This is a genomic window from Kosakonia sp. YIM B13588 (assembly GCF_042788165.1).
GTDB classification, from domain to species: Bacteria; Pseudomonadota; Gammaproteobacteria; order Enterobacterales; family Enterobacteriaceae; genus Kosakonia; species Kosakonia sacchari.
Genome location: NZ_JBHZPO010000001.1, coordinates 364,070 through 385,870, shown reverse-complemented (window position 1 = coordinate 385,870; position 21,801 = coordinate 364,070). Strand labels below are relative to the sequence as shown.

20 protein-coding genes are annotated in these 21,801 nt (G+C 56.2%); 4 read left to right on the top strand and 16 right to left on the bottom strand.

All coding sequences use genetic code 11. The features are described 5' to 3' along the window. Window positions 1–41: 41 nt before the first annotated feature. A complete protein-coding gene (locus ACFX4U_RS01875; protein WP_313507008.1) occupies window positions 42–1,457 on the bottom strand; it encodes an aldehyde dehydrogenase family protein in 1,416 nt (471 codons plus the stop codon). Between the two features lie 99 nt (window positions 1,458–1,556). Between ACFX4U_RS01875 and ACFX4U_RS01870 the strand changes: the two genes are divergently transcribed. Continuing rightward, entirely contained in the window at window positions 1,557–2,447 is an 891-nt protein-coding gene (locus ACFX4U_RS01870) for a LysR family transcriptional regulator (protein WP_313507009.1), read from the top strand. Here ACFX4U_RS01870 and ACFX4U_RS01865 read toward each other — a convergent pair whose 3' ends face one another. Further along, window positions 2,448–2,927, bottom strand: coding sequence for a carboxymuconolactone decarboxylase family protein (locus ACFX4U_RS01865; protein WP_017456727.1), 480 nt, complete (start codon window positions 2,925–2,927; stop codon window positions 2,448–2,450). Window positions 2,928–3,019: 92 nt separating this feature from the next. Between ACFX4U_RS01865 and ACFX4U_RS01860 the strand changes: the two genes are divergently transcribed. Next, complete coding sequence (locus ACFX4U_RS01860; protein WP_313507011.1) at window positions 3,020–4,438, top strand: PLP-dependent aminotransferase family protein; 1,419 nt, start codon at window positions 3,020–3,022, stop codon at window positions 4,436–4,438. A gap of 164 nt (window positions 4,439–4,602) precedes the next feature. Here the strand turns inward: ACFX4U_RS01860 and ACFX4U_RS01855 are convergent, their stop codons facing one another. The 10 genes from ACFX4U_RS01855 to sad all read right to left on the bottom strand — a co-directional run bounded on the left by ACFX4U_RS01855 (window position 4,603) and on the right by sad (window position 16,179). Then, on the bottom strand, window positions 4,603–5,517 hold the full coding sequence (locus ACFX4U_RS01855; RefSeq protein ID WP_313507012.1) for a bestrophin family ion channel: 915 nt from the start codon (window positions 5,515–5,517) through the stop codon (window positions 4,603–4,605). A gap of 291 nt (window positions 5,518–5,808) precedes the next feature. Continuing rightward, complete coding sequence (locus ACFX4U_RS01850; protein WP_305736155.1) at window positions 5,809–7,260, bottom strand: tagaturonate reductase; 1,452 nt, start codon at window positions 7,258–7,260, stop codon at window positions 5,809–5,811. 116 nt (window positions 7,261–7,376) lie between these two features. Next, window positions 7,377–7,901 (bottom strand): GNAT family N-acetyltransferase, encoded by a 525-nt coding sequence (locus tag ACFX4U_RS01845; RefSeq protein ID WP_313507013.1) that lies wholly within the window; start codon window positions 7,899–7,901, stop codon window positions 7,377–7,379. 79 nt (window positions 7,902–7,980) lie between these two features. After that, window positions 7,981–8,949, bottom strand: a complete 969-nt coding sequence (locus ACFX4U_RS01840; protein WP_313507014.1) for a sensor domain-containing diguanylate cyclase — start codon at window positions 8,947–8,949, stop codon at window positions 7,981–7,983. 102 nt (window positions 8,950–9,051) lie between these two features. Continuing rightward, window positions 9,052–10,044, bottom strand: coding sequence for a diguanylate cyclase (locus ACFX4U_RS01835; RefSeq protein WP_313507148.1), 993 nt, complete (start codon window positions 10,042–10,044; stop codon window positions 9,052–9,054). Between the two features lie 190 nt (window positions 10,045–10,234). Then, window positions 10,235–11,677: a diguanylate cyclase domain-containing protein gene (locus tag ACFX4U_RS01830; RefSeq protein WP_313507015.1), complete on the bottom strand. Its 1,443-nt coding sequence runs from the start codon at window positions 11,675–11,677 to the stop codon at window positions 10,235–10,237. Window positions 11,678–11,749: 72 nt separating this feature from the next. Then, a complete protein-coding gene (locus ACFX4U_RS01825; protein ID WP_200551923.1) occupies window positions 11,750–12,112 on the bottom strand; it encodes a DUF4186 domain-containing protein in 363 nt (120 codons plus the stop codon). Further along, the gene (gene glsB / locus ACFX4U_RS01820) at window positions 12,112–13,038 is read right to left on the bottom strand and encodes a glutaminase B (protein WP_313507016.1); all 927 of its coding nucleotides are present in this window, start codon (window positions 13,036–13,038) and stop codon (window positions 12,112–12,114) included. Before glsB ends, ACFX4U_RS01825 begins: the two co-directional genes overlap by 1 nt. A gap of 62 nt (window positions 13,039–13,100) precedes the next feature. Then, on the bottom strand, window positions 13,101–14,690 hold the full coding sequence (locus tag ACFX4U_RS01815) for a methyl-accepting chemotaxis protein (RefSeq protein ID WP_289892500.1): 1,590 nt from the start codon (window positions 14,688–14,690) through the stop codon (window positions 13,101–13,103). A gap of 100 nt (window positions 14,691–14,790) precedes the next feature. Continuing rightward, window positions 14,791–16,179 carry a succinate-semialdehyde dehydrogenase gene (gene sad / locus ACFX4U_RS01810; RefSeq protein ID WP_313507019.1) on the bottom strand — a complete coding sequence of 463 codons (1,389 nt, stop codon included), beginning with the start codon at window positions 16,177–16,179 and terminating at the stop codon, window positions 14,791–14,793. A 104-nt stretch (window positions 16,180–16,283) separates the two neighbouring features. Here sad and ACFX4U_RS01805 point away from each other — a divergent pair, with 104 nt between their 5' ends. Further along, on the top strand, window positions 16,284–17,162 hold the full coding sequence (locus ACFX4U_RS01805) for a LysR substrate-binding domain-containing protein (protein ID WP_313507021.1): 879 nt from the start codon (window positions 16,284–16,286) through the stop codon (window positions 17,160–17,162). On the opposite strand, the gene ACFX4U_RS01800 is transcribed toward ACFX4U_RS01805, so the two are convergent. Then, a complete protein-coding gene (locus tag ACFX4U_RS01800) occupies window positions 17,116–17,595 on the bottom strand; it encodes a GNAT family N-acetyltransferase (protein ID WP_313507022.1) in 480 nt (159 codons plus the stop codon). The two genes, ACFX4U_RS01805 and ACFX4U_RS01800, sit on opposite strands and share 47 nt — an antisense overlap. Before the next feature lie 150 nt (window positions 17,596–17,745). Here ACFX4U_RS01800 and ACFX4U_RS01795 point away from each other — a divergent pair, with 150 nt between their 5' ends. Further along, a complete protein-coding gene (locus ACFX4U_RS01795) occupies window positions 17,746–18,690 on the top strand; it encodes an L-lactate dehydrogenase (protein ID WP_313507023.1) in 945 nt (314 codons plus the stop codon). 9 nt (window positions 18,691–18,699) lie between these two features. Here the strand turns inward: ACFX4U_RS01795 and ACFX4U_RS01790 are convergent, their stop codons facing one another. From ACFX4U_RS01790 to ACFX4U_RS01780, 3 genes are read right to left on the bottom strand one after another with little or no spacing between them, the layout of a single operon-like run. Next, window positions 18,700–19,461 (bottom strand): DeoR/GlpR family DNA-binding transcription regulator, encoded by a 762-nt coding sequence (locus tag ACFX4U_RS01790; RefSeq protein WP_313507025.1) that lies wholly within the window; start codon window positions 19,459–19,461, stop codon window positions 18,700–18,702. 1 nt (window position 19,462) lies between these two features. Next, complete coding sequence (locus ACFX4U_RS01785; protein WP_349350576.1) at window positions 19,463–20,449, bottom strand: D-threonate 4-phosphate dehydrogenase; 987 nt, start codon at window positions 20,447–20,449, stop codon at window positions 19,463–19,465. Continuing rightward, window positions 20,442–21,689, bottom strand: coding sequence for a four-carbon acid sugar kinase family protein (locus ACFX4U_RS01780; protein ID WP_313507028.1), 1,248 nt, complete (start codon window positions 21,687–21,689; stop codon window positions 20,442–20,444). Before ACFX4U_RS01780 ends, ACFX4U_RS01785 begins: the two co-directional genes overlap by 8 nt. Window positions 21,690–21,801: the final 112 nt, after the last annotated feature.

Genomic DNA, 21,801 nt, shown 5'->3' with positions numbered 1-21,801 from the left:
TAATCCGTGCCACTCGCTTTGAGTGGCACGGCGTTTTCCTGTTACATGACGATGCTTTTCGGCTCCATAAAGGCCGCCAGTCCCCAGCGCCCCATTTCACGCCCGATGCCTGAATGTTTAAACCCGCCAAATGGCGCGGCAGCCTCGTGCGCCAGCGTATTGACCAACACCCGCCCGGTGGTGATTTGCCCGGCAACGCGACGTGCGCGTGCGGGATCGCTGCCCAGCACCAGCGCGCTCAGGCCGTAATCGGTGTCGTTAGCGATAGCGATCGCCTCGGCGTCATCCCGATACGTAATTACCGATAACACCGGGCCAAAAATCTCTTCCCGCGCAATACGCATGCTGTTTTTTACCTCGCTAAACAGCGTAGGCCGCACCGACCATCCGCGCTCGCACCCGGCTGCGCGCCCTTCTCCGCCCGCTAACAGGCGTGCGCCTTCCTGCTGACCAAGACGAATGTAGGACTGCACGCGTTGCCACTGTTTTTCGCTGACCATCGGGCCAACTTCCGTGGCGGGATCGTGCGGATCGCCCGATTTTACCCCTGCGACTGCCTGTGCCAGCGCCGCTTCGCACTCGGCTTTGCGCGAGGCAGGCACCAGAATGCGCGTTCCCGCGACGCAGGCCTGGCCGCTGTTCATAAATCCGGCCTGAATCGCCAGCGGCACGGCGTCGGCTAAATCGGCATCCTCCAGAATAATGGTCGGCGACTTGCCACCCAGTTCCAGCGTGACGCGTTTAAACGTTTCTGCTGCGTTACGCAAAATGGCTTTGCCCGTCGCCGTCGAGCCGGTAAAAGAGATTTTCGCCACCTCCGGATGACGGCTGAGCGTCTCGCCAACCACCTCGCCGCGCCCGGTAACAATATTGAACACACCCGGCGGCAACTGCGCCTGATGCAGTGCCTGCGTGACAATGTGGGTTTGCAGCGCACTCATCTCGCTCGGTTTAACCACCGCCGTGCAACCTGCGGCTAGCGCCGCCGCCAGTTTGCCGCAGATGAACCCGGCATCGCTGTTCCATGGCGTGATCAATCCGGCGACGCCGAGCAGTGTCATCACCACCCGCGCCTGACCCACCACGGATTCGAACTCAAACGCTTTCAGCGCGCTGATCGCCGCCTCGATAACCGAAACCGGATAATGCGCCATCCAGCTGGCACGTGACGCCGGCGCACCGTATTCCTCGACAATCGCCTGCAACAACGCGGGCTGGCAGGCCTCCAGTGCGTCGCGCATACGCATCAGGGCGGCAATGCGTTCATCGCGGCTGGTTTGCGACCAGCCGGGAAACGCCGCTTTTGCCGCCGCAATGGCGTTAAGCGCATCGGCTTCATTAGCGAGCCGCACCTGACCGGTGACGTCGCCGGTTGCCGGGTTAAACAGGTCGAAACGCTCTGTGCCCTGCGGCGTGACCCATTCGCCATTTATTGAGATCTGTTCAATCGCATGCATAACCACCTCCTGTTCACAATAAAGCCAGTGTGGCACGCCTTTATCGCGCTGATAATCCACGCTATGCTGCAAAGGTTGTTGCGAAATTCGGGATAATCTATGCATCGTTCAGGTTTGATTGAGCTGGAAGTGGTGATGGCGGTGATGCGCCGGGGCAGTTTTCGCGCCGCCGCGCAGGAGCTGGGAATGTCGCCAACGGCGGTGAGTAACGCTATTGCCGGGCTGGAGAGCCGCCTGGCGATTCGGTTGTTTCACCGCACCACCCGCAGCGTGGCGCTGACCGAAGCCGGGCAGCGGTTTGTTGCACGTATTGGCCCGGCGCTGCGCGAAATCCAGCACGCGCATGAAGAGATCCACAGCGTGGCGGAAGAACCTTCCGGCACATTGCGCCTGAATGTCCCGCAAGCCGTCGGACAACTGTTCTTAGATGATCTGCTGGTGCGTTTTCTGGCGCGCTACCCGCAGATACGCATGGAGGTCGCCGCTGAAGCGAAGATGATCGACATTGTGGCCGACGGTTACGATGCCGGGATCCGTCTGGCGGAGTCTGTCCCACAGGATATGATTGCCGTGCCGCTCACGCCGGATATTCGCATGCGAGTGGTGGCAACACCTAAGTGGTTTGCCACGCACGGCACGCCGCAGACGCCAGACGATTTACGCCAGCACCAGGGCATTTGCATGCGTATGTCCAGCGGCGGAAATTACCGCTGGGAGCTGTCGCGCCACGGTGAGCGCATGGCGGTTGCCGTTCCACCGCGGCTGTCGACCACCGATCTGTTTACCTCGATTGCCGCCGTGCGCGCAGGCCTGGGCGTGGGTTTTCTGCCGGGGTTTTACATTGAAGAGGATTTGCGTAACGGAACGCTGGTGAGCGTGCTGGATGCGTGGACACAGCCGTTTAAAGGACTGTGTTTGTACTATCCCGGACATCGCCACATCCCTGTGGGGTTGCAGGCGTTTATTGCCTTTATCCGGGAGTCGCGTTAATTACTCAAGGTGTGCGCGATCGAGCCCATAGGCTTTATCCAGCGCGCCAGGTAAGGTTTGCGACAGAACCATCAGGCGGTTCCAGCTATTAATGATGGCAATGGAAAACGCCAGTTCGGAAAGCTCCACTTCGCTGAAATGCTCCCGCGCCTCACGGTACAACTCATCAGGCACGCCATGCGCGTCGAGTTTGGTCAACGCTTCACATAGCGCCAGCGCGGCTTTCTCTTTGGCGGTAAACAGCGGCGATTCACGCCAGATAGCCACATGGTAAATGCGCAGTTCGCGCTCACCGTGCAGTTTCGCCTGTTTCACATGCATATCCAGGCAGAATGCGCAACCATTGAGCTGCGAGGCGCGGATATCAACCAGATTTTTAATACCAATGTCCAGACTGCTGGCGTGCGACGCCTGGCTGGCATCGCCGAGGGTTTTAATTAATGCCGGAACGGTCTGGAACAGATTTACGCGATTGCTCATCGTCTTTAGCCTCGTTTATGGATTCAACAGCCGCTATAGTACGCTTTTATGCCATAGTAAAAAGATGCAAAAACCGTAAATAGAGGTAGGACATGAGGCCGGGTTATAAAGCCATTTATGAGCAGTATCGGCGCAGCATTGCCAGCGGGTTGCTAAAACCGGGTGATAAGGTGCCTTCGGTGCGTGTGCTGGCCAGCGAATTGGGGGTCGCGCGCAAAACGGTGGAAACGGCCTGGGCAATTCTGGTCGGCGAAGGCTATCTGGTAAGCCACGGCGCGCGAGGCACGCGGGTCAACCCGGATCTGGTGCTGAGCGAACCCTCCACCCCGGATATTGCGCCGCAGGCAGCAGACGCGCCACCGGGCATTGCGGATGTACTGCGCGATCGCCCCGGTTTTTTGCGTCCCGGCATTCCGTCTCTGGATGCTTTCCCCTACAAAAAATGGCTACTGTTGTGCGGCAAAGCGGTGCGATCGATGTCGCCAATGGAGATGACCAACCCGCCGCTGCTGGGTTACACGCCGCTGCGTGAAGCGATTGCCCATTATGTGAATGTGTCGCGCGGCTTATCCTGCACGGCCGATCAGATTTTCATCACCAGCGGGTACAGCAACAACCTACGGTTAATCCTCAATGCGCTGACCACGGCACGGGATAAAGTGCTGTTCGAAGATCCCGGTTACTATTTTGGTACCCAGGCGCTGAAACGCGCCGCCAATAATCTGCACTTTGTCCCGGTGGACAGCCAGGGCCTGAATGTCGACTATTTGCAGCAATACCACCGCGATGCGCAGCTGGTTTTTGTGACACCGTCACATCATAGCCCACTGGCGGTAACCCTTTCGCTCCCGCGCAAGCAGCAATTACTGGCCTGGGCCAGCCAGCATAACAGCTGGATTATCGAAGATGATTACGACGGCGAGTTTCACTACACCCGCAAAGTGCTTCCGTCGCTGAAAAGCCTTGATACTGATGATCGGGTTATCTATATGGGCACTTTCAGCAAGACGGTGATGCCTGCGCTGCGCATTAGCTATATTGTGATGCCGCGCGCGACACTTGTCGCGTTTCGTGAAACGGCAGAACTTACCGAAAGCGGTCAGCCGGTGCTGACGCAGAAAATCCTCGCGGCGTTTCTCGGCGAAGGTCACTTTTATAAGCATTTAAAAAAGATGCGTACGCTCTATTCGCAGCGCAGAAAATATGTGCTGGACGCGCTGGAGCACATTTATCCGGGGCTTTTTACCGTGGAAGTGAGCGATGGCGGCATGCATATCGCCGCGTTTTTACGCACCAGCACGCAGGATATCGCGCTGGCGGACATCTGGCAGCGGTTTCAATTGCAGGTTAGCCCGCTCTCGCGCTGGTATAACACTCCCGCCAAACGCTACGGCGTGATTATCGGTTATACCAATGTGCGTTCAGCGGAAGAAGCACTGGCGCTATTGCAGCGCCCGGCTGAAGAAACACGGGCGCTGCTGGCGGCCAATGATATTAAGGCAAGCTACTGACGAAGGAGAGATCCCACGCCGTGGCGAGAAGCGAGAAGCTGACCAGCAGGGTCAACGCAAATGAGATAGTTCTGTCGGACTTTTCCATCGCACGTCCCTCTCTGTTGTGGGTTTCGCTATCAGACTGAAAAAATCGAAAGATCGATGACTCTCCAGAGCAAAGTTTAGGTTAATTGATAATTTTTGCCTGGTGTCATTTTGTGCGGAAGCACATCGGCATCCACCATTTGCAGTAAATCAATCTCGATGGCGTTGCTGATAGCATCCAGCGGCAGGTCGTTATCCTCTTCGCCAAACGGATCTTCCAGCTCTTCTGCCAGCGTATCGAGCGAAATAAAGGTGTAGGAAATCAACACTGAGATAAACGGGGTCATAAAGTGCAAATCCACCACCAGCGCGAACGGCAGCATGATGCAAAACAGATACACGGTGCGATGCAGGATCAACGAATAGGCAAACGGCAGCGGCGTGGTGAAAATGCGCTCGCAGCCAGAGAGCACGGCGGACATATCATGCAGCCGCTGATTAATGCTGCTGAATAAAACATCCGAAAGCGCGCCCTGCGCCCGGCGCTCACCTAACCATTCACCCATTAACAACAGAATGCGGTTGGCCGGTGAATGCGCGTTCAGCACGTTATGCAGATCGTTTTGGCTCAGATATTTCGCCAGCACGTCACCCTGTGGCTTGCGGCGCAATGTCATGCGCAGAGAGTGCGCAAAGGCGATTTGCAATTGAATAAAGTGCCGTAATCCCTCGTCGTCTGGCAGCGTTGTTTTTACTTCACGCAGCAGCGAACGCGAGGCGATCATCAACTGTCCCCATAACACCCTTGCCTCGCTGTAGCGGGCAAAACAAGCGTTGTTACGAAAACCTAAAAAGATAGCGATAGCGACACCAAGAATGCTGAACGGGGCAACGGTCAGCTTGATACCCAGCGAGGTGTACCACGGCAGCATCCAGATCACGGCGATGGAGAGCAGGAAATTCATCAGCAAACGCGACGTGATTTTAGGCAGTACGGAACCGTGCCAGACGAAAAGACGGGTAAGCCAGTGTTGTTGAGGTCGAACGATCATCTTGAATTGTGTGCATTAGGGAGAGCGGCACTATTAAACGTGATCGCAATCACGGTTGCAAGTTTGATAACAAATTGTGACGAAAGGTCGCCCTGGGAGACTTTTGCTGGCGCAGAGGTTGCTGAAACCTGTTATACAACTATTTTAATAGTATGTTGTAACTAATGGCCGATAAATACAACATTCCCGCGAAGTTATTCCTCTTGCCGCTCAGCGGCTGCACAGCTAGCCATGATTAAAAAAGAAAAACCCGGCCGGAGCCGGGTTAGATATTCTCTTAATAACGTGCTATTAGCACAGCGGTTTAACCGCATCGCGCATGCCGCGCAGCAGGATAGCGTCCAGATCCAGCGAAACCTGCTCCACCAGACCCGCCACTTTACTCAGATCTTGTTCCCAGTGATCGCTTACGGACAGCACCGCTTTTACCAGTTCACTGGTGCTGATCTGGCGATCGCCATGCTGGCTCCACAACTGCTGGTAGCGCTCGATCCAATGCGCATCATCCTGCACCGGATACGTCTGCCCGTTACGTTCACCGCGATAGAACGCAATCAACGCCGCCAGCGCAAAAGTCAGGCGCGCAGGCAATTTGCCGTGGGCTTTTTGCCCTGCCAGCAATTGCGGCAGAATACGGGTGCGGAATTTGGTCATGCCGTTCAGGGCAATCGACAGCAACTGGTGTTTGATGTACGGGTTACGGAAACGCCCGGTCACTGCACTGGCAAAAGATTCCAGCTCATCGCGCGGCAGATCCAGCACCGGAATAATCTCTTCGTAAATCGCTTTTTCTACAAACGCACAGATTTCGCTGTCGTTCATCGCCTCGCCGACAGTATCAAGACCCGCCTGATACGCCACCGGCACCAGTGCTGTGTGCGCACCATTGAGGATCGCCACTTTACGCTCTTTATACGGTTTAATATCGTCAACAATCAGTACGTTAAGCGGGAATTTATCCAGGCGCAGCTCAGACGCCAGTGATTTCGGCCCCTGAATTACAAACAGGTAGAAGTGTTCAGCGGTATCAAGGAATGAATCCTGGTAGCCCAGCTCTGCTTCCAGTTTCGCCACTTCATCACGCGGGTAACCGGTAACGATCCGGTCAACCAGCGTGGAGCAGAAGGCGTTGGCGGTATCCAGCCACTGAGTAAACTCCGCGCCCAGCGCCCACTCCTGCGCATAACGCAGCACCAGCTCGCGCAACGCGTCGCCGTTGTAATCAATCAGTTCACAAGGGATGATCACCCAGCCTTTATCCGCCGCGCCAGAGAAATGGGTGAAGCGTTCGAACAGCAGGCGCGTCAGTTTGGCCGGGTAGCTAACGGCCGGGGCATCTGCAAATTTATCACCCGCGTGGTAACTAATACCCGCTTCAGTGGTGTTTGAAAAAACAAAGCGGATATCCGGATTATGGGCAAGTTTCAGGAACTCGTCGTACTGGGAATAGACGCTGATTTCACGGTTTACAGAGCGGATCAGGCGCGCGTCGCTCACCGCTTCGCCCTGCTCATTCAGGCCGCGAATAATGGTGGTATACAGGCCATCCTGAGTACTCAGGGACGGCGGGAAATCACTTTGGATCGGGCGAACAACCACCACACCGGCGTTGAGGTCGGTGTGCTCATTCAGCAGATCGATTTGCCAGTCGACAAAAGCGCGCAAAAAATTCCCTTCGCCGAACTGAATAATACGTTCAGGGTATTCAGCGCCGGGAAAGTTGCGACGGTTTAATGTGTTCACAGTGGGTTCCTTTTTTGATTAGTCATACAACCTGGGAAGATTGGTGTAATAACTTACCAGACTTTTAGACCATGAAACCCTGTTTTGATCAAAATGGGATGTCTTATTAGCGCGAATTATAAGAACTTGTAAAAAATTGTCGTCGCCGTCACATTTCCATCCGGCATCAGCGCGAAGCGCGGGATCTCACCCACCCGCTGCCAGCCGCATTGCTGGTAGAAATGTTCCGCCCCGCTACCGGTGGAAGTATCCAGCACCAGCACGGTTTTACCGTGCGCCAGCGCCTCACTTTCCAGCGCATCCATCAGACGGCGCGCCAGCCCCTGGCGGCGGGCTTTTTCATGTACCAGTAACTTTGACACATCGGCGCGATGTGGCTGGTTTTCAGGTTGTTCCAGCACCACCTGCACGGTGCCGACAATCTCATCGGCGTCATCTTGCGCCACCAGTACAATGCGTTCCCCACGCGCGGCACTGGCGGCGACGCCAGACCAGAATTGCAGGGATTTCTCACGCGAAAGCGGGTGCATGAAACTGACAGAAGCGCCGCCGGAAACACAGTTTTCCAGCACTTCGCAAAGGGAATGAATCTGAGACGCGAGCGCTTCGCCCGCCAGCGAATGGATATGATAAGTGGTCATTTTTGTTCCTTAAAAACAACCACTATCAGCTTTACAACTTGTTAACACAAGCTCAGCAAACATAGGTTTTTGTGATGATTCAGCGGCCGCGATGGTTGCGCTCTTTCATGGCATACATCTGTTGATCTGCTGCCTTCATCCACGGCTTCAGTTCACCGCAGCCATCATGATCAAACTCACTGATCCCCCAGGAAAACGCCAGTTTCCACGGTTTACCAGAGGTCTGATTCCACGCCTCAACCTGTTCTACCAGATGCTGCATCGCAATCCATGCGCCCTGTTCATCGGTATCGGAAAAGAGGATCGCGAATTCGTCGCCGCCATAACGCACTCGCAGATCCGCTTCGCGCAGGCTGGCGTTCATCACCGAGGCCATCGCTTTCAGCGCTTCGTCACCTTCGCCATGGCCCCAGGTGTCGTTAATCGTTTTAAAATTGTCGAGATCGATCCACGCCAGCGTTAATGGTTCCGCGCGACGACGCGCGCCCACAATGGCGAACTTCGCCAGGCTTTCAAAACCGCGACGGTTAAATAAACCGGTCAGTTCGTCCGTAGTGGCCGCGCTCATCACCGCGAACTCATCTTCAACGATCATGGCAAAATCTTTCAGGTAATCCCGCTCTGCATCCGTGAACTGTCGCGCGGTGCTATCCACCAGGCAGAATGCACCAACCACCGCGCCGTCCGGCAAACGTAATGGATACCCGGCATAGAAACGGATATCCATCTCTCCGGTCACCAGCGGATTATCGGCAAACCGATCATCGCCGTGAGTATCCGGAATAATTAACGGTTCAGTATGCAAGATGGTGTGACCACAAAAGGTAATCTTACGCGGGAGCGGTTCACGCACGGTACCCGACGTGGATTTGAAGAAGAGCATCTCTTCATCAACCAGTGTGATCAGCGCCGCACGGACATCAAACATGCGCTTAGCCAGCCGGGTAAGCCGGTCAAGACGCTCGGTTACGCCGGTTTCCAGAAGCCCGGAGTCGCGCAGCGACGCCAGTCGTTGTTCCTCATCTGCGGGAATAGCAGGTATTTTCATAAGGGGCCGTTTCCATTCTCAGGCGGTTAATGCGCAACACTATAAAAAGTGTCGTTAATTTCACGGCATACAGCATAAAGCGTAGCTTATTCAGCACGTTTGTCAGTGTGAGTAGATCTGGTTTTTTCCCAGTCGTTTAGCCCGATAAAGCGCGTCGTCTGCGGCTTTTAACCAGTCGGTAACACTGTTCATTTCCGGTAGCGCGCTGGCGATACCGATGCTTAACGTACATTTGAACGCATGCTCCTGCATCACTGTCATTACCGCAGCCGCATCCATGATCCGGGTTGCCACCGCATACGCCTCTTCGGCTGGCGTATCGGGCAATAAAATCACAAATTCATCGCCACCGAGGCGCGCGGGCGTGTCCGTTGTGCGGGTGGTGATATGCAAAATTTTCGACACGGTGACCAATAATGCATCGCCAATTTTATGACCAAAGCGGTCATTCACCTCTTTAAAATTATCGATATCGATAAACATCAACGAGGAGTGGCGCGGCGTCACGTGCAGTTTTTCAAGCTCGTACTGAATCCGTTTTTCCAGCAGACGGCGATTGGCGATATCAAGCAACGGATCCATCATCGCGATACGCTCAAGTTCGCGGCTTTTTATCCGCAACCTGACGGCAATGCTGTCGGTGAGTGCGCTGAGCGCCAGAATATAGATGCCGATGAGCGGCAACGTGGCGAACATCGTTCGCTGTGTCACCTGCAACTCCAGCGGTAAACCGAGCGCCAGCCAGGTAAGTAAGAACGCCGCAAGCAGGGCCAGCGTCGCTTTACGCATCAGCAAAAAACCGCCCGCCGATAAGCGGTCAGAGAGCAAAATGGTGGCAATCACCACCGACGGCAGCGGGTTAACCGCCATCAGCGCAATCCAGAACCCGCCTGCGCCAGCGTCAAAGACCAGGTTTTGATGTTCAATTTGCAGCGGCATCTGCGCGTTGCGCGCGCGCAAAAACGCGACGGTAGGCCATAAAAACGCATTAGCGCACAGCAACACCACGCTCCATACGGGGCGATGCAGTTCAAGAAGGACGGAAAGAATGGGGAAAAAGCAGAGTAGCGTTCCCAGAATACGCATCAGATACATCCGCCTGGCAAAACGCCTGCCTGGGATCCGCTCGTGTTTATTCAAATTATCCGATCCGCTCATAACGCGATGATTCCGCTACGTATACGCAATAATAGTATTGACGATAAAAATTAGTAGCAAGCAATTTAATAAGTTATCGATATTAATTGCCGCTATCGTCATCACCAGGTGCAACACGCGCGAGGAATTATCCGCCGATGGCACTTCCCGCTATTTCCGGCGCGTTATGTTCAGCATCTGTTGTGCAGTTACGACCGCGTTTTTTCGAGCGATAGAGATTTTCATCTGCCACCGCCAGCAGCGCGTTGAATGTTGACGTTAATTGCCCGGCGTCGGCTTGACCATGGCTGATACCAATACTGACGGTTAAATGCAGCGTTTGTTGACGCCATTTGAACGGATATAGTGCCACTTTTTCGCGCAGCGTTTCCGCCAGCTGTTTTCCTTCACTGGCGTCTTGTGTTGTCGCCACGACAGCGAACTCTTCCCCGCCCATGCGGGCGAGCACACCACGCGTGCCCAGCGCCTGCTGCACTTTTCGCGCAAAGGAGGTCAGCACCCGATCGCCACATTCGTGACCGTAGCTGTCATTGACACTTTTGAAGTAATCAATATCCAGCAACATCACGGTGATGTGTTTGTCGGCAAAGCGTTTTACGTCGCGGTTTAACGCCTCATACAAACCCGAGCGCGAGTACACGCGGGTCAGGAAATCGAAATCGGCGCGCAAGGAAACCTGATGCATCAGACGGTTTATCGCCTCAACGCTGACCGAGACAATCACCGGGCAAATGGCCATGGTGGCAATCCCCAGGCGCGCGGAGAACATATGCGGGATCTGCAGCGGTGAACTGACGAAAATATTGATATGCCCGCTGGCGACAAGGATTATCTCCAGCCCGCCGGTCAGCAGCGTCACCAGGCACGTCAGCGGCAGTGAGTAACGCACCGCACACCAGATCAGCGCCGGGAGCGGAAACGCCAGGCTGCCTGCGCCGCCAATCGCGACCGACGCGATAATCGATACGCCAACGGCGAGCACCGGCATAACATTGCGCATCTCGACGTTCAGTGGTTTACGCGGCCAGCTCATAGTCAGCATACAGGGCAGGATCAGCACGCCCGTTGAGAACTGCTCGCCAAACCAGTCGGCCAGCAGCAGGCCAAACCCCTGACCATTGATCCCAACGGAGCCAAGCGCGCCAAAAAACGCACACAGCAGCGCCGCAAGCAGACAGTAGCCGAAAAGTTTCAGGGCGTTAACCGGCTCCGGCGCGTTGGTCATCTGGTTACGTTCAAGCCCGATAAGCTGCGCCATGGTGATAATAAACACCATATTAGAGAAGTTGATAATCAGCGACGCCGTGCCCCAGGAAGTGGTGATGGCGTCATACGCCAGCATGGCAACATAGCTAATCAGATAGTACTGCCAGCGCTGCAACCAGGCATAACGCGCGAAAACACCGGCCATCACCGCATTGAGCGGCCAGAAGAGGGAAAGCTCTTCCACCAGGCGCATCATCGCACCCAGCAGATAAAACAGCGTTGTCAGGACAAACACCATGACCGCACTGGTGTACGGCGTCTCTTGCCGAAAAGGGCGGAAAGGGGATGAAAAAAATGCGCGCATCAAATCTCAATCCATATCACTAACGTTGCTATCGTCCCGAAGTACCAGCGGAGCAGGCTTACCCGACGCTTTTCAGCGCGACGCATTCATCTGAATAACCAGCCACTGGTAAATCACCTCAACGATGTACTGTTGTTGCGATTGTGTTAGCGCCTGACCATGCGGGATGTTATGCCACTTTTCCAGACATCCACGGCAGCAGGTGGCCGTGGCATGCTGAGCGATAAACACCGGGTGACCGCGCATTGGCGTCTGTTTGCCATCATTTTGCGGTTGCGCTGGCGCAAGGCGTTTTGCGACAAAATCCGCCGCGTGGGACGCAATCACCTCCGCACCTTTATCCAGGCAGTACTGGCGCTCTTTCACCCCAAGGCGAAAACGCGAACGGAATGTTGACCGTCCCAGCCGGGCAAACAACGGCGCGAAATCATTCATCAATAGACCGATCTCCCCAGTTTTCGCGTTAACGCTTCCAGCACCGCGACACCGGCCAGTGAGTTGCCCGCCTCATCCAGTTCCGGGCTCCAGACCGCAATCGCCATCTCATGCGGCACAATCGCCACAATGCCACCGCCGACCCCGGATTTCGCCGGTAAACCGACACGCCAGGCAAACTCTCCGGCGTTCTGGTACATGCCACTGGTCGCCATCAGGGCGTTAATCTGCCGCGCCTGCATCGGCGTCACCACCGGCGTCGCCTGCTGCGCGCTGTGTCCGCCATCGGCGAGAAATAAAAAGGTGCGCGACAATTCGGCACAGCTCATTTTGAGTGCGCAATAGTGGAAGTAGTTTTGCAACACGGTGGCGACATCGTTGTGAAAATTACCGAAGGACTTCATCAGCCAGGCGATGGCCATATTGCGGGCGGAGTGCTCGAATTCAGAGCGCGCGACCAGGCTGTCGTAGGCGATATCCGGCGCGGCGCAGAGTTTGCGCACAATTTCCAGCATGCGCTGGCGCGGCGCGCTAAGGCGGCTTTGCAGCATATCGCACACCACCAGCGCCCCGGCGTTGATAAAGGGATTACGCGGCTTGCCCTGCTCAATTTCCAGTTGTAACAGTGAGTTAAACGGCTGACCGGAGGGATCTTTGCCCACCCGCTGCCAGATCTCCTCTTCCGCGTAGTGGTTCATCGCCACCACCAGGCTCAGCACTTTGGAAATTGACTGAATGGAGAAACGCTCGTCGGCATCGCCCGCCTGGAAGTGTTCGCCCTGCACGGTGCTGATGGCAATACCCAACTTGTTGCCGCTCACCGACGCCAGCGCCGGAATGTAATCCGCAACCTTGCCACGCCCTAACAGCGGGCGTACTTCAGCGAGCACCGCTTCCAGTACGCCGTTATCCATCACCGTTGCCACTCTGACTCCTTGCCCACAGGCCAAAAATGGCCTGCGAGTATAACAGAGGCGAATGTGTTGCGTCAGGCAGGAAGTCGAAAACGCGCAACCGCTTGCATCAATTGATGAGAATCGTTGTGCAATTTTTCCGAGGCTTCGGTGGCCGTCGAGACCAGTTCCCCGGTACGACGAGCAACATTGTTAAGCGAGTGCAGGCGGCGCGTCATTTTGTGAATGCTGTCGCCCTGGCTGAGGGTGGCGGCAGAAATTTCGCTCAGTACGCCGCTTAAATGCCCGACCAGCCCGGTGACCTGTTGCAGGTTATCCTCAAGACGGCTTACTGCCTGGGTGCCGTCGTTGATGCCTTGCAAGGAGTGATTGATCAATTGCTGAATGGTTTGCGTGGAGTGGCTGCTTTTGCGCGCCAGCAGCCCCACTTCTTTCGCCACCACCGCGAAGCCGCGACCGTGGTTGCCCGCATGCGCCGCTTCAATCGCCGCATTCAGCGCCAGAATATTGGTCTGGAAAGCGACGCCATCAATCATCGCCACAATGTTGCGCATCTCCGCCGAGCGCTCGACAATCTCGCGCATCGATTGATTCACCGTATCCATCATTCGATCGCCACCGGCGGCGACTTCCCGCGCCTCATCGGCCTGTTTGCGCGCCTGTTCAGCAAAACCGGTATTGCCTTCAACATGCGATTCCAGTGTGGCGATATGCTCAGTTACATCCGTCAGTTCCTGCGCCTGTTTCGCCGACTGCTGATACAACGACTGATTGTCCTCAGCCAGACGGCGAATGGTATCGACCATCGACGAGGTGGCGTCGCTGACTTGCATCACCAGTTGCTGCAACCCCTGTTGCATAGTGCCGATACTGAGGCCGAGCTGGTCAACTTCCCGGTTAAAGCGTTTCACTGGTGGCAATGGTGTACCCAGATCGCCGGCCGCCAGAATATTAATGTGTGCTATCAGGCTGCGCAGCGGGGTAATCACCCAGCGCGACATGGCAAACCAGACCAGCACCGCAATCACCACCAGCAGCGCCGGCACCAGCACAAACACATGCTGCAATTGCGCAAGGTTAGCCATCAGCGCCTGGCGTCCCTGTTCGGCGCGCGCTTCGCTGGCCTGCTGGAAACGGGCATAGTTGTCATTGAAATCCGCCTGAAACGCCTGCGCCGGCACGGCGAAGAAGGCGTCAATCGACTGGGTTTTCACTAAGCCATCGGCCTGCTCTTTTAGCGCACCGTAGAAAAGCTGATAGCTGTTGATCAGCGCCTCATCTTTAGGCGGGTTGAGCGCCAGCCACGCCTGCCAGGCTTTTTGCGATGTCTCCAGCGCTTTATGGGTTTCATCCATCAGGCTGTGCCAGCTTCCTTCCGAGCCGGTCTCTTTATCCTGCATAAAATAGACGCCCGCCCGGTTGAGCAGATCACTTGCCGTCAGGAGCGCAATGCGCGCTTCGTCGACCCGCACCTGTTGCAGGTGCGCTTGCTGGTTGAGTTGTTCATTATGCTGGGCGTTACGTAGTGACGCGGAAAGGACAAACGAGGAGGCGATTTGCAGGGCCGAAAACAAGCCAATAATGCAGAAAATCCCGGCGAGCAAACCAAACTGTCGTGGAGAAACACGCCGCAAAATACGGCGGAAAATTTGCTTTAAGTTCATGATATTCTTCTATAACCACAAAGTTGCCGTGAGTCTACAAAAGGATCATGACAGGTCCATGACAGCCAGCAGTGACGCGCCCCGCCGGGGCGCGTTTCGCTTACAGACGATCTTTCCACACCGTCTGGATATTGCAAAACTCATGCAGGCCGAAGTGTGAAAGCTCGCGGCCAAAGCCACTCTTTTTCACGCCGCCAAAGGCCACACGGGCATCGCTGGCGCTGTAGCCGTTGATAAACACGCCACCGCACTCAAGCTGTTCGGCAAAACGTTGCGCCTGCGCAGGATCGGCGGTAAAGACGGTAGCAGACAAGCCGAAATCACTGTTGTTCGCCATCTCCAGCGCATGCTGTGCATCGCGTGCGGTTGCGATAGCCGCGACCGGGCCAAACAGCTCCTGGCGAAACGCCGTCATCTCTGGTGTCACACCGCTCAGCACGGTGGCCGGGTAGTAATTTCCTTCGCCCGCCATTTTCTCACCGCCGAGCAGCAACGTTGCGCCCTCGTTAATGCTGGCTTCGACCTGCGCATGCAGCTCGTCACGCAGATCAAAGCGTGCCATTGGCCCGAGATAATTCTCTTCGTGGTCCGGCGCGCCCTGCTTTAACGCGGCGGCGGCAGCAACAAATTTCTCCGTAAAAGCCTGGGCAATGCCCTCTTCGACGATAAAACGTTTGGCAGCGGCGCAGACCTGCCCGGTGTTCTGGTAACGTCCTGCCACTGCGGCTTTCACCGCCAGTTCAAGATCCGCATCGTTGAGCACAATAAAGGGATCAGAACCGCCCAGTTCAAGGACGCATTTTTTCAGCGCCGCCCCGGCCTGCGCGCCAATAGCGGCTCCCGCGCGCACGCTGCCGGTTACGGTAATGGCGGCAATGCGTGGATCGTTAATCGCCTGAGTCACGCCGTCGTTGGTGGCATTCACCCAGCCAAAAACACCGTGTGGGACGCCAGCGTCAGCGAAGATCTCGCCCATTAACGCCGCGCAACCCAGCACATTTGGCGCATGTTTAAGCAGGTAGCTGTTGCCTGCCAGCAGGATCGGCACCGCACCGCGCAGCACCTGCCACAGCGGGAAGTTCCATGGCATCACCGCCAGAATCGGTCCCAGCGGGCGGTACTCAATGGTTGCCCGCTGCTGTTCGACCTGCGTCGGCTCACTGTCCAGCATTGCCGGGCCGTGTTCTGCGTACCAGTCGCACAGCGCAGAAGATTTGTTCACTTCCGCGCGCGCCTGCAAAATTGGCTTGCCCATCTCCTGGCGGATCATCTGCGCCATCTCTTCCCCGCGCTTGCGCAGCGCGTCGCCGAGGCGACGTAAGGTTTGCGCACGTTCGCTGACGGCCAACCGCCGCCACTGGCGGTAACCGCTGGCTGCCAGTTCGATTGCCGTATCAACCTCTTCATGGCTGGCCCAGGGTGTTGCGCGCAGGGTTTCGCCGGTGGCCGGGTTGATGGAAAGCGCGTGCGTCGTTGAGGAAACAGGCATAAATACTCCGCTAAATGTGTTCAGGACTTGCGCAAGGATGGCGCAATTTGCTATTTCTGAAAACTGAATAATATTAACCACACTGTTCACAAAGAGAGAATGGCATGGACTTAACCCAGCTTGAGATGTTTAACGCCGTGGCGCAGACCGGCAGCATTACCCAGGCGGCGCAGAAGGTGCATCGCGTGCCGTCAAACCTGACGACGCGCATTCGCCAGCTGGAATCCGATCTCGGCGTGGATCTGTTTATCCGCGAAAACCAGCGCCTGCGCCTTTCTCCCGCCGGGCACAGCTTTTTGCGCTACAGTCAGCAGATCCTCGCGCTGGTCGATGAAGCGCGCATGGTGGTCGCCGGTGACGAACCGCAAGGGCTGTTCTCGCTCGGCGCACTGGAAAGCACCGCTGCGGTGCGCATTCCGGCCACGCTGGCGCACTACAACCAGCGCTATCCGCGCATTCAGTTTGATCTCGCCACCGGCCCTTCCGGCACCATGATCGATGGCGTGCTGGAGGGGCGGCTCAGCGCGGCGTTTGTTGACGGCCCGATTATGCATCCCGGCCTGGAAGGCATTCCGGTTTACCGCGAAGAGATGATGATCGTCGCGCCTGTCGGCCATGAAGTGATTACCCATGCGGCTCAGGTAAACGGTGCCAGCATTTACGCGTTTCGCGCCAACTGCTCCTACCGTCGCCATTTTGAAAGCTGGTTTCACGCCGATCGCGCCACGCCCGGTAAAATTCATGAAATGGAGTCTTACCACGGCATGCTGGCGTGCGTCATTGCCGGGGCGGGCCTGGCGCTGATCCCGCGCAGTATGCTGGAAAGCATGCCCGGTCATCATCAGGTGGAAGCCTGGCCGCTGGCGGAGAACTGGCGCTGGCTTACCACCTGGCTGGTATGGCGGCGCGGCGCGAAAACCCGTCATCTGGAGGCGTTTATTGCCCTGCTGAATGTGGCTCCACAACCAGCGCCTTCTGCATAAAAATACTTAGCGGATCGGCGCTGTACGGCGCGAACGCCTCACAAATTTGATACCCGCAGCGCTGATACAGTTTCACCGCGGCATGCTGTTCAATGCCGGTTTCCAGCCGCAAGGTATGACACGATTTCCCGGCGGCCGCCTCTTCCAGCGCCGCAAGCAATTTTTCCCCCAGTCGCTGACCGCGATGGCGGGGATCGATAAACACCCGTTTCATCTCGCCGCTGCCGTCGCCGTTCAGTACCACCGCGCCGCAGCCGACGGCCTCGTGGTGATGCACAATTTTACGCAAAATCAGCGTTCCGGCGGGTAATGCCGCGAGATCAAGCAGATGGTTACTCTCTGCCGGGTAAAGTGCGCTCTGGTAGGTGTCCAGGGCAGCAATCAGCGCAATCAGATCCGGTTGCGTGGTGGTGGCATCAACGATGCGGTACATAGCGGGCTCCTTGTTATTAGCCTGTTAAAAATAAACAAGAATTTGCTACCTCTGTCATATGAATAACCTATAGCTACGCCTGACGAGATTGCGCTGCGGAGAATATAGGTTGTACCTTACGCAACATATGATGCAGAAAATGGAATATTCATGAACACCAAAGCCCGGAAAGTGATGATTATCGGCACAGGCAATGTCGGCGCATCTGCTGCTTATGCCCTGCTGAACCAGAACATTTGTGAAGAGTTAATTCTGGTGGATTTAGACCAGCAACGTGTAGAAGGCCACGCCCAGGATCTGGCGGATGCCGCCGCGTATATGCCCGGTATGATGACCATTTCCACCCGCCCGGTTGAAGAGTGCGCGGATGTGGATATTGCGGTGATCACCGTTTCCGGCGGCGCGTTAAAGCCAGGGCAAACGCGTCTTGATGAGCTGACCAACACCGCGCGGATCGTTAAAAACATTGTGCCGTCGATGATGGCAAACGGTTTTAATGGCATTTTCCTGGTGGCAACCAATCCGTGCGACATCATTACCTGGCAGGTGTGGAAACTTTCCGGGCTTCCGCGCAACCAGGTGATTGGCACCGGCGTCTGGCTGGATACCACTCGCTTACGCCGCGCGCTGGCCCAGGCGCTGGATATTGGCGCGCAAAGTATCGATGCGTTTATCCTCGGCGAGCATGGCGACACCCAGTTCCCGGTGTGGTCGCACTCGTCGGTGTACGGTTCGCCAATTGCCGATGTTTACCGGCGCAAAACCGGCCAGCGGCTGGATGTCGACGCACTGGCGGACAAAGTACGCCGCCACGGCTTTGAGATTTACGCCCGTAAAGGCTGTACGGAGTACGGCATCGCCGGCACCATCGCCGAGATCTGCCGTAATATCTTCACCGGCAGCCACCGCGCGCTGGCAATCTCCTGCATTCTGGACGGGGAATATGGCGTCAGCGACGTGGCGATTGGCGTACCGGCCGTGCTGGCGCAAAACGGCGTTCAACAGATTATTGAACTGCAACTGGAAGGTGACGAAGTGGCGAAATTCAACCACTCCGCAGAGGTTATTAAAGCAAATATTGCCCGCTTGCCCTAACTGACACCGTTAACCGGCAAAGGTTAACCGGCCTGGCAAAGTGGCAAGCTGCTGGCGGATCTCGGGGCTAAGCTGCGTATCGGTAATGATATCGGTCAGCGAATCGAGATTCGCCACGTTAAACAACGACCACGCACCGTATTTACTGCTGTCTGCCAGCAACACCCGGCGTTTTGCATTGACGATCAAATCGTGTTTCAGCGCCGCTTTCTCCTCGGTCGGCGCGGTAATGCCGCGCTGTAAATCCCAGCCGTTACAGCTGACAAACGCCAGATCCGGCCAGATATTTTGCAGCAATTTACGCCCGTGCTCACCAATGCAGGACTGGCTGGAATCATCAATGCGCCCGCCGATGATCGTTACTTCTATCTGTTTAAATTCAGACAGAAACAGCGCAATGTGCAGATCGCTGGTGATCACCCGCAGCGGCAAGTGCGTCAGCTGGCGTGCCAGCTCAATCATTGTCGTGCCGGCATCAAGCACAATGGCGTCGCCCGCTTTCACCAGTGCTGCCGCCGCACAGGCGATGGCATGTTTCTCAGCCAGGTTGCGCTGCATTTTCTCGCTGGTGGTGGGCTGCGTGGGGATAAACCGGTTCAGCGTGACGCCGCCGTGCGTACGGCTGATCACCCCTTCCTGATCAAGCTTAATCAGGTCGCGGCGAATGGTCGCCGGTGAAGCGTCCGTAGCGGCCACTAGTTGATCTACCGTCACCAGATTATGCCCTTTCAGGTAGTCCATAATCTGCTCTAACCGGTTATATCCCTTCATATTATTCCCGTGTAATTTGCATCGCTAACTGGATGGATACCGCCATGCTTTCCGCTTTCGCTTTTCCGCGCCAGGCAATATCAAATGCGGTGCCGTGATCCGCAGAGGTGCGAATAAACGGCAAACCCGCGGTGATATTAACGCCATCGTAAAAGCCCAGCAATTTTAACGGAATATGTCCCTGGTCGTGGTACATCGCCACCACCATGTCATACATCCCTTCATGGCACTGCATAAACACCGTATCCGGCGGACACGGCCCGCTAACGTTCAGCCCTTCGCCTTTCATCGCTTGTACCGCCGGGCCGACAATCTTGATCTCTTCATCGCCAAACAGACCATTTTCCCCGGCGTGCGGATTGACGCCCGCCACCGCAATACGCGGGTTGTCATAGCCAACGCGACGCAGGAACGTATCGGCAACGCGGATCACCGTTTTCACCCGCTCCTGATTAAGCGTGTCGAGAAATTTTCGCAGCGCGATATGGGTGGTGATATGGATGACTTTCAGCTTGTCGGTATACAGCACCATGGCGTAATCTTTGCTGTCGGTCAGGTGCGCCAGCAGTTCGGTATGCCCCGGATAATGGTGCCCGGCTAAGTGCAGCGCCTCTTTATTCAGCGGTGCGGTGGCGATGGCTTTCACTTCGCCTTTCATCGCCAGTTCGGTCGCGCGTTTCACACAGCGGTAGGCCAGATCCCCCGCCTGCGCCTGCACAACGCCCGGTTGCAACCCGGCGGGATCGACCAGTGGTTCGTCAATGACGTTAATGATGCCGGGGGCAAAACGTGCGTCCGCCACCTGCTCAACCACTTTCAGTTCGGCATGCGGCGTGATATTGAGCGCCAGAATACGTTGCAAGGTTTGCGCACAGCCCACCACCACGACCGGCGCACCGGATAACTCTCCCTCGACCAGCGATTTAATAATAATTTCCGGGCCAATACCCGCCGGGTCGCCCATCGTTACAGCAATGATATTAGTCACTCGATTTCTCCTCGATAAAATGCAGAACCTTAAGCAAGGTAGTTTCGTCACCAAAGCCACCCGCTTTGGTCATCACCGGTCGTTGCCATTCGCAACCTGAAAAATAACCCCACGGTACGCACCCTGCGGCGCGTCCCTGGATACGAAAACGTGTTGCTCCTAACGCCTGTGCGACCGCCACCGCCACATCCCCGCCGGAGAGATAAAGCGCTGCGGGCGTCACCTCACGCAACACTTCGCAGGTGAGCTGTGCCAGAAACGTGCAGATACGCTCTCCCAACTCGCTACGGCTTACGCCCAGCCGCGCACAAAGTGCGGCTATCTGATGGCGCGCCTGTTCATCCGCGCAGGTGTGGACAATGCAGTGTTTCCCCTGTGCCAGCGCGGCCACAATTGTCTGGCGATACGCAGGTTGTGCGGCGCTAAACACCGTATCGATATCAATCAGCAGATGTTCCACGTTTGGTTGCTGAGCGACGCGCGCCACCTGCTGTTGAGCGATTTCACTCATTGAGCCGACCACCGCCAGCACCGCATGCGGCTTTTCGGCCGCCAGCCTGCGCGCCAGCGCGTCGCATAATCCGGCAGAGCCGACCAGCAGCGGCGTTGTGGCTGCGTTTGCCGCCTGAGCGATGATCGCATCAAGATCTTCATCACTCTGCGCATCGACCACCAGCAGCAACGGCGCATCTGGCGTAGCCTGTGCGAGTGCATTTGCCAGTTGCGCAGGCTGCACATTGCGACACTCTGCATTGCTGTGGGCTGCCAGCAGTGCGCCAATATCGGCGCTGGTCACTGGCGTTTTTGGGTCGCTGGCAAACTCGGTTTGCGTGAGCAGTTCACCATTGACATAGCACTGACCATTACGGGTGATGCGCCCGGCTGCCGGAAATGCCGGGGCAATGATCACCGCCGCCGCGTTGCAGGCTTGCCTCATCGCCGCGACTTCCGCGCCGACGTTGCCGCGCAACGTGGAGTCGATCTTTTTCACCAGCCAGCCGGGGTTGTAGCGTGCGGTTATCTCGTTGGCGAATGCCGTGACGCGCGCCATTGCCTCGCTCACGCTCAGCGCCCGGCTGTCGCTGTTAAAAATGATCGCCTGCGCCGTACTTACAAACGGTGTCGTTAACACGACATCGACCTGCATCCCGGTTTGCGCCAGGCTGACACCTGCATCATTCGCGCCGGTAAAATCGTCAGCCAGCATCACCACCTGTTTGTCCACGCGTTGTTCGTTCATCCCTTCTCCGGGTCATTATGCACTGGATATGATTATATTCAATCATGATTGATTATATGTGAGCAAGATCAACTTATTCAGTTTGCGAATAAATTATAAATTTAGGCCATGC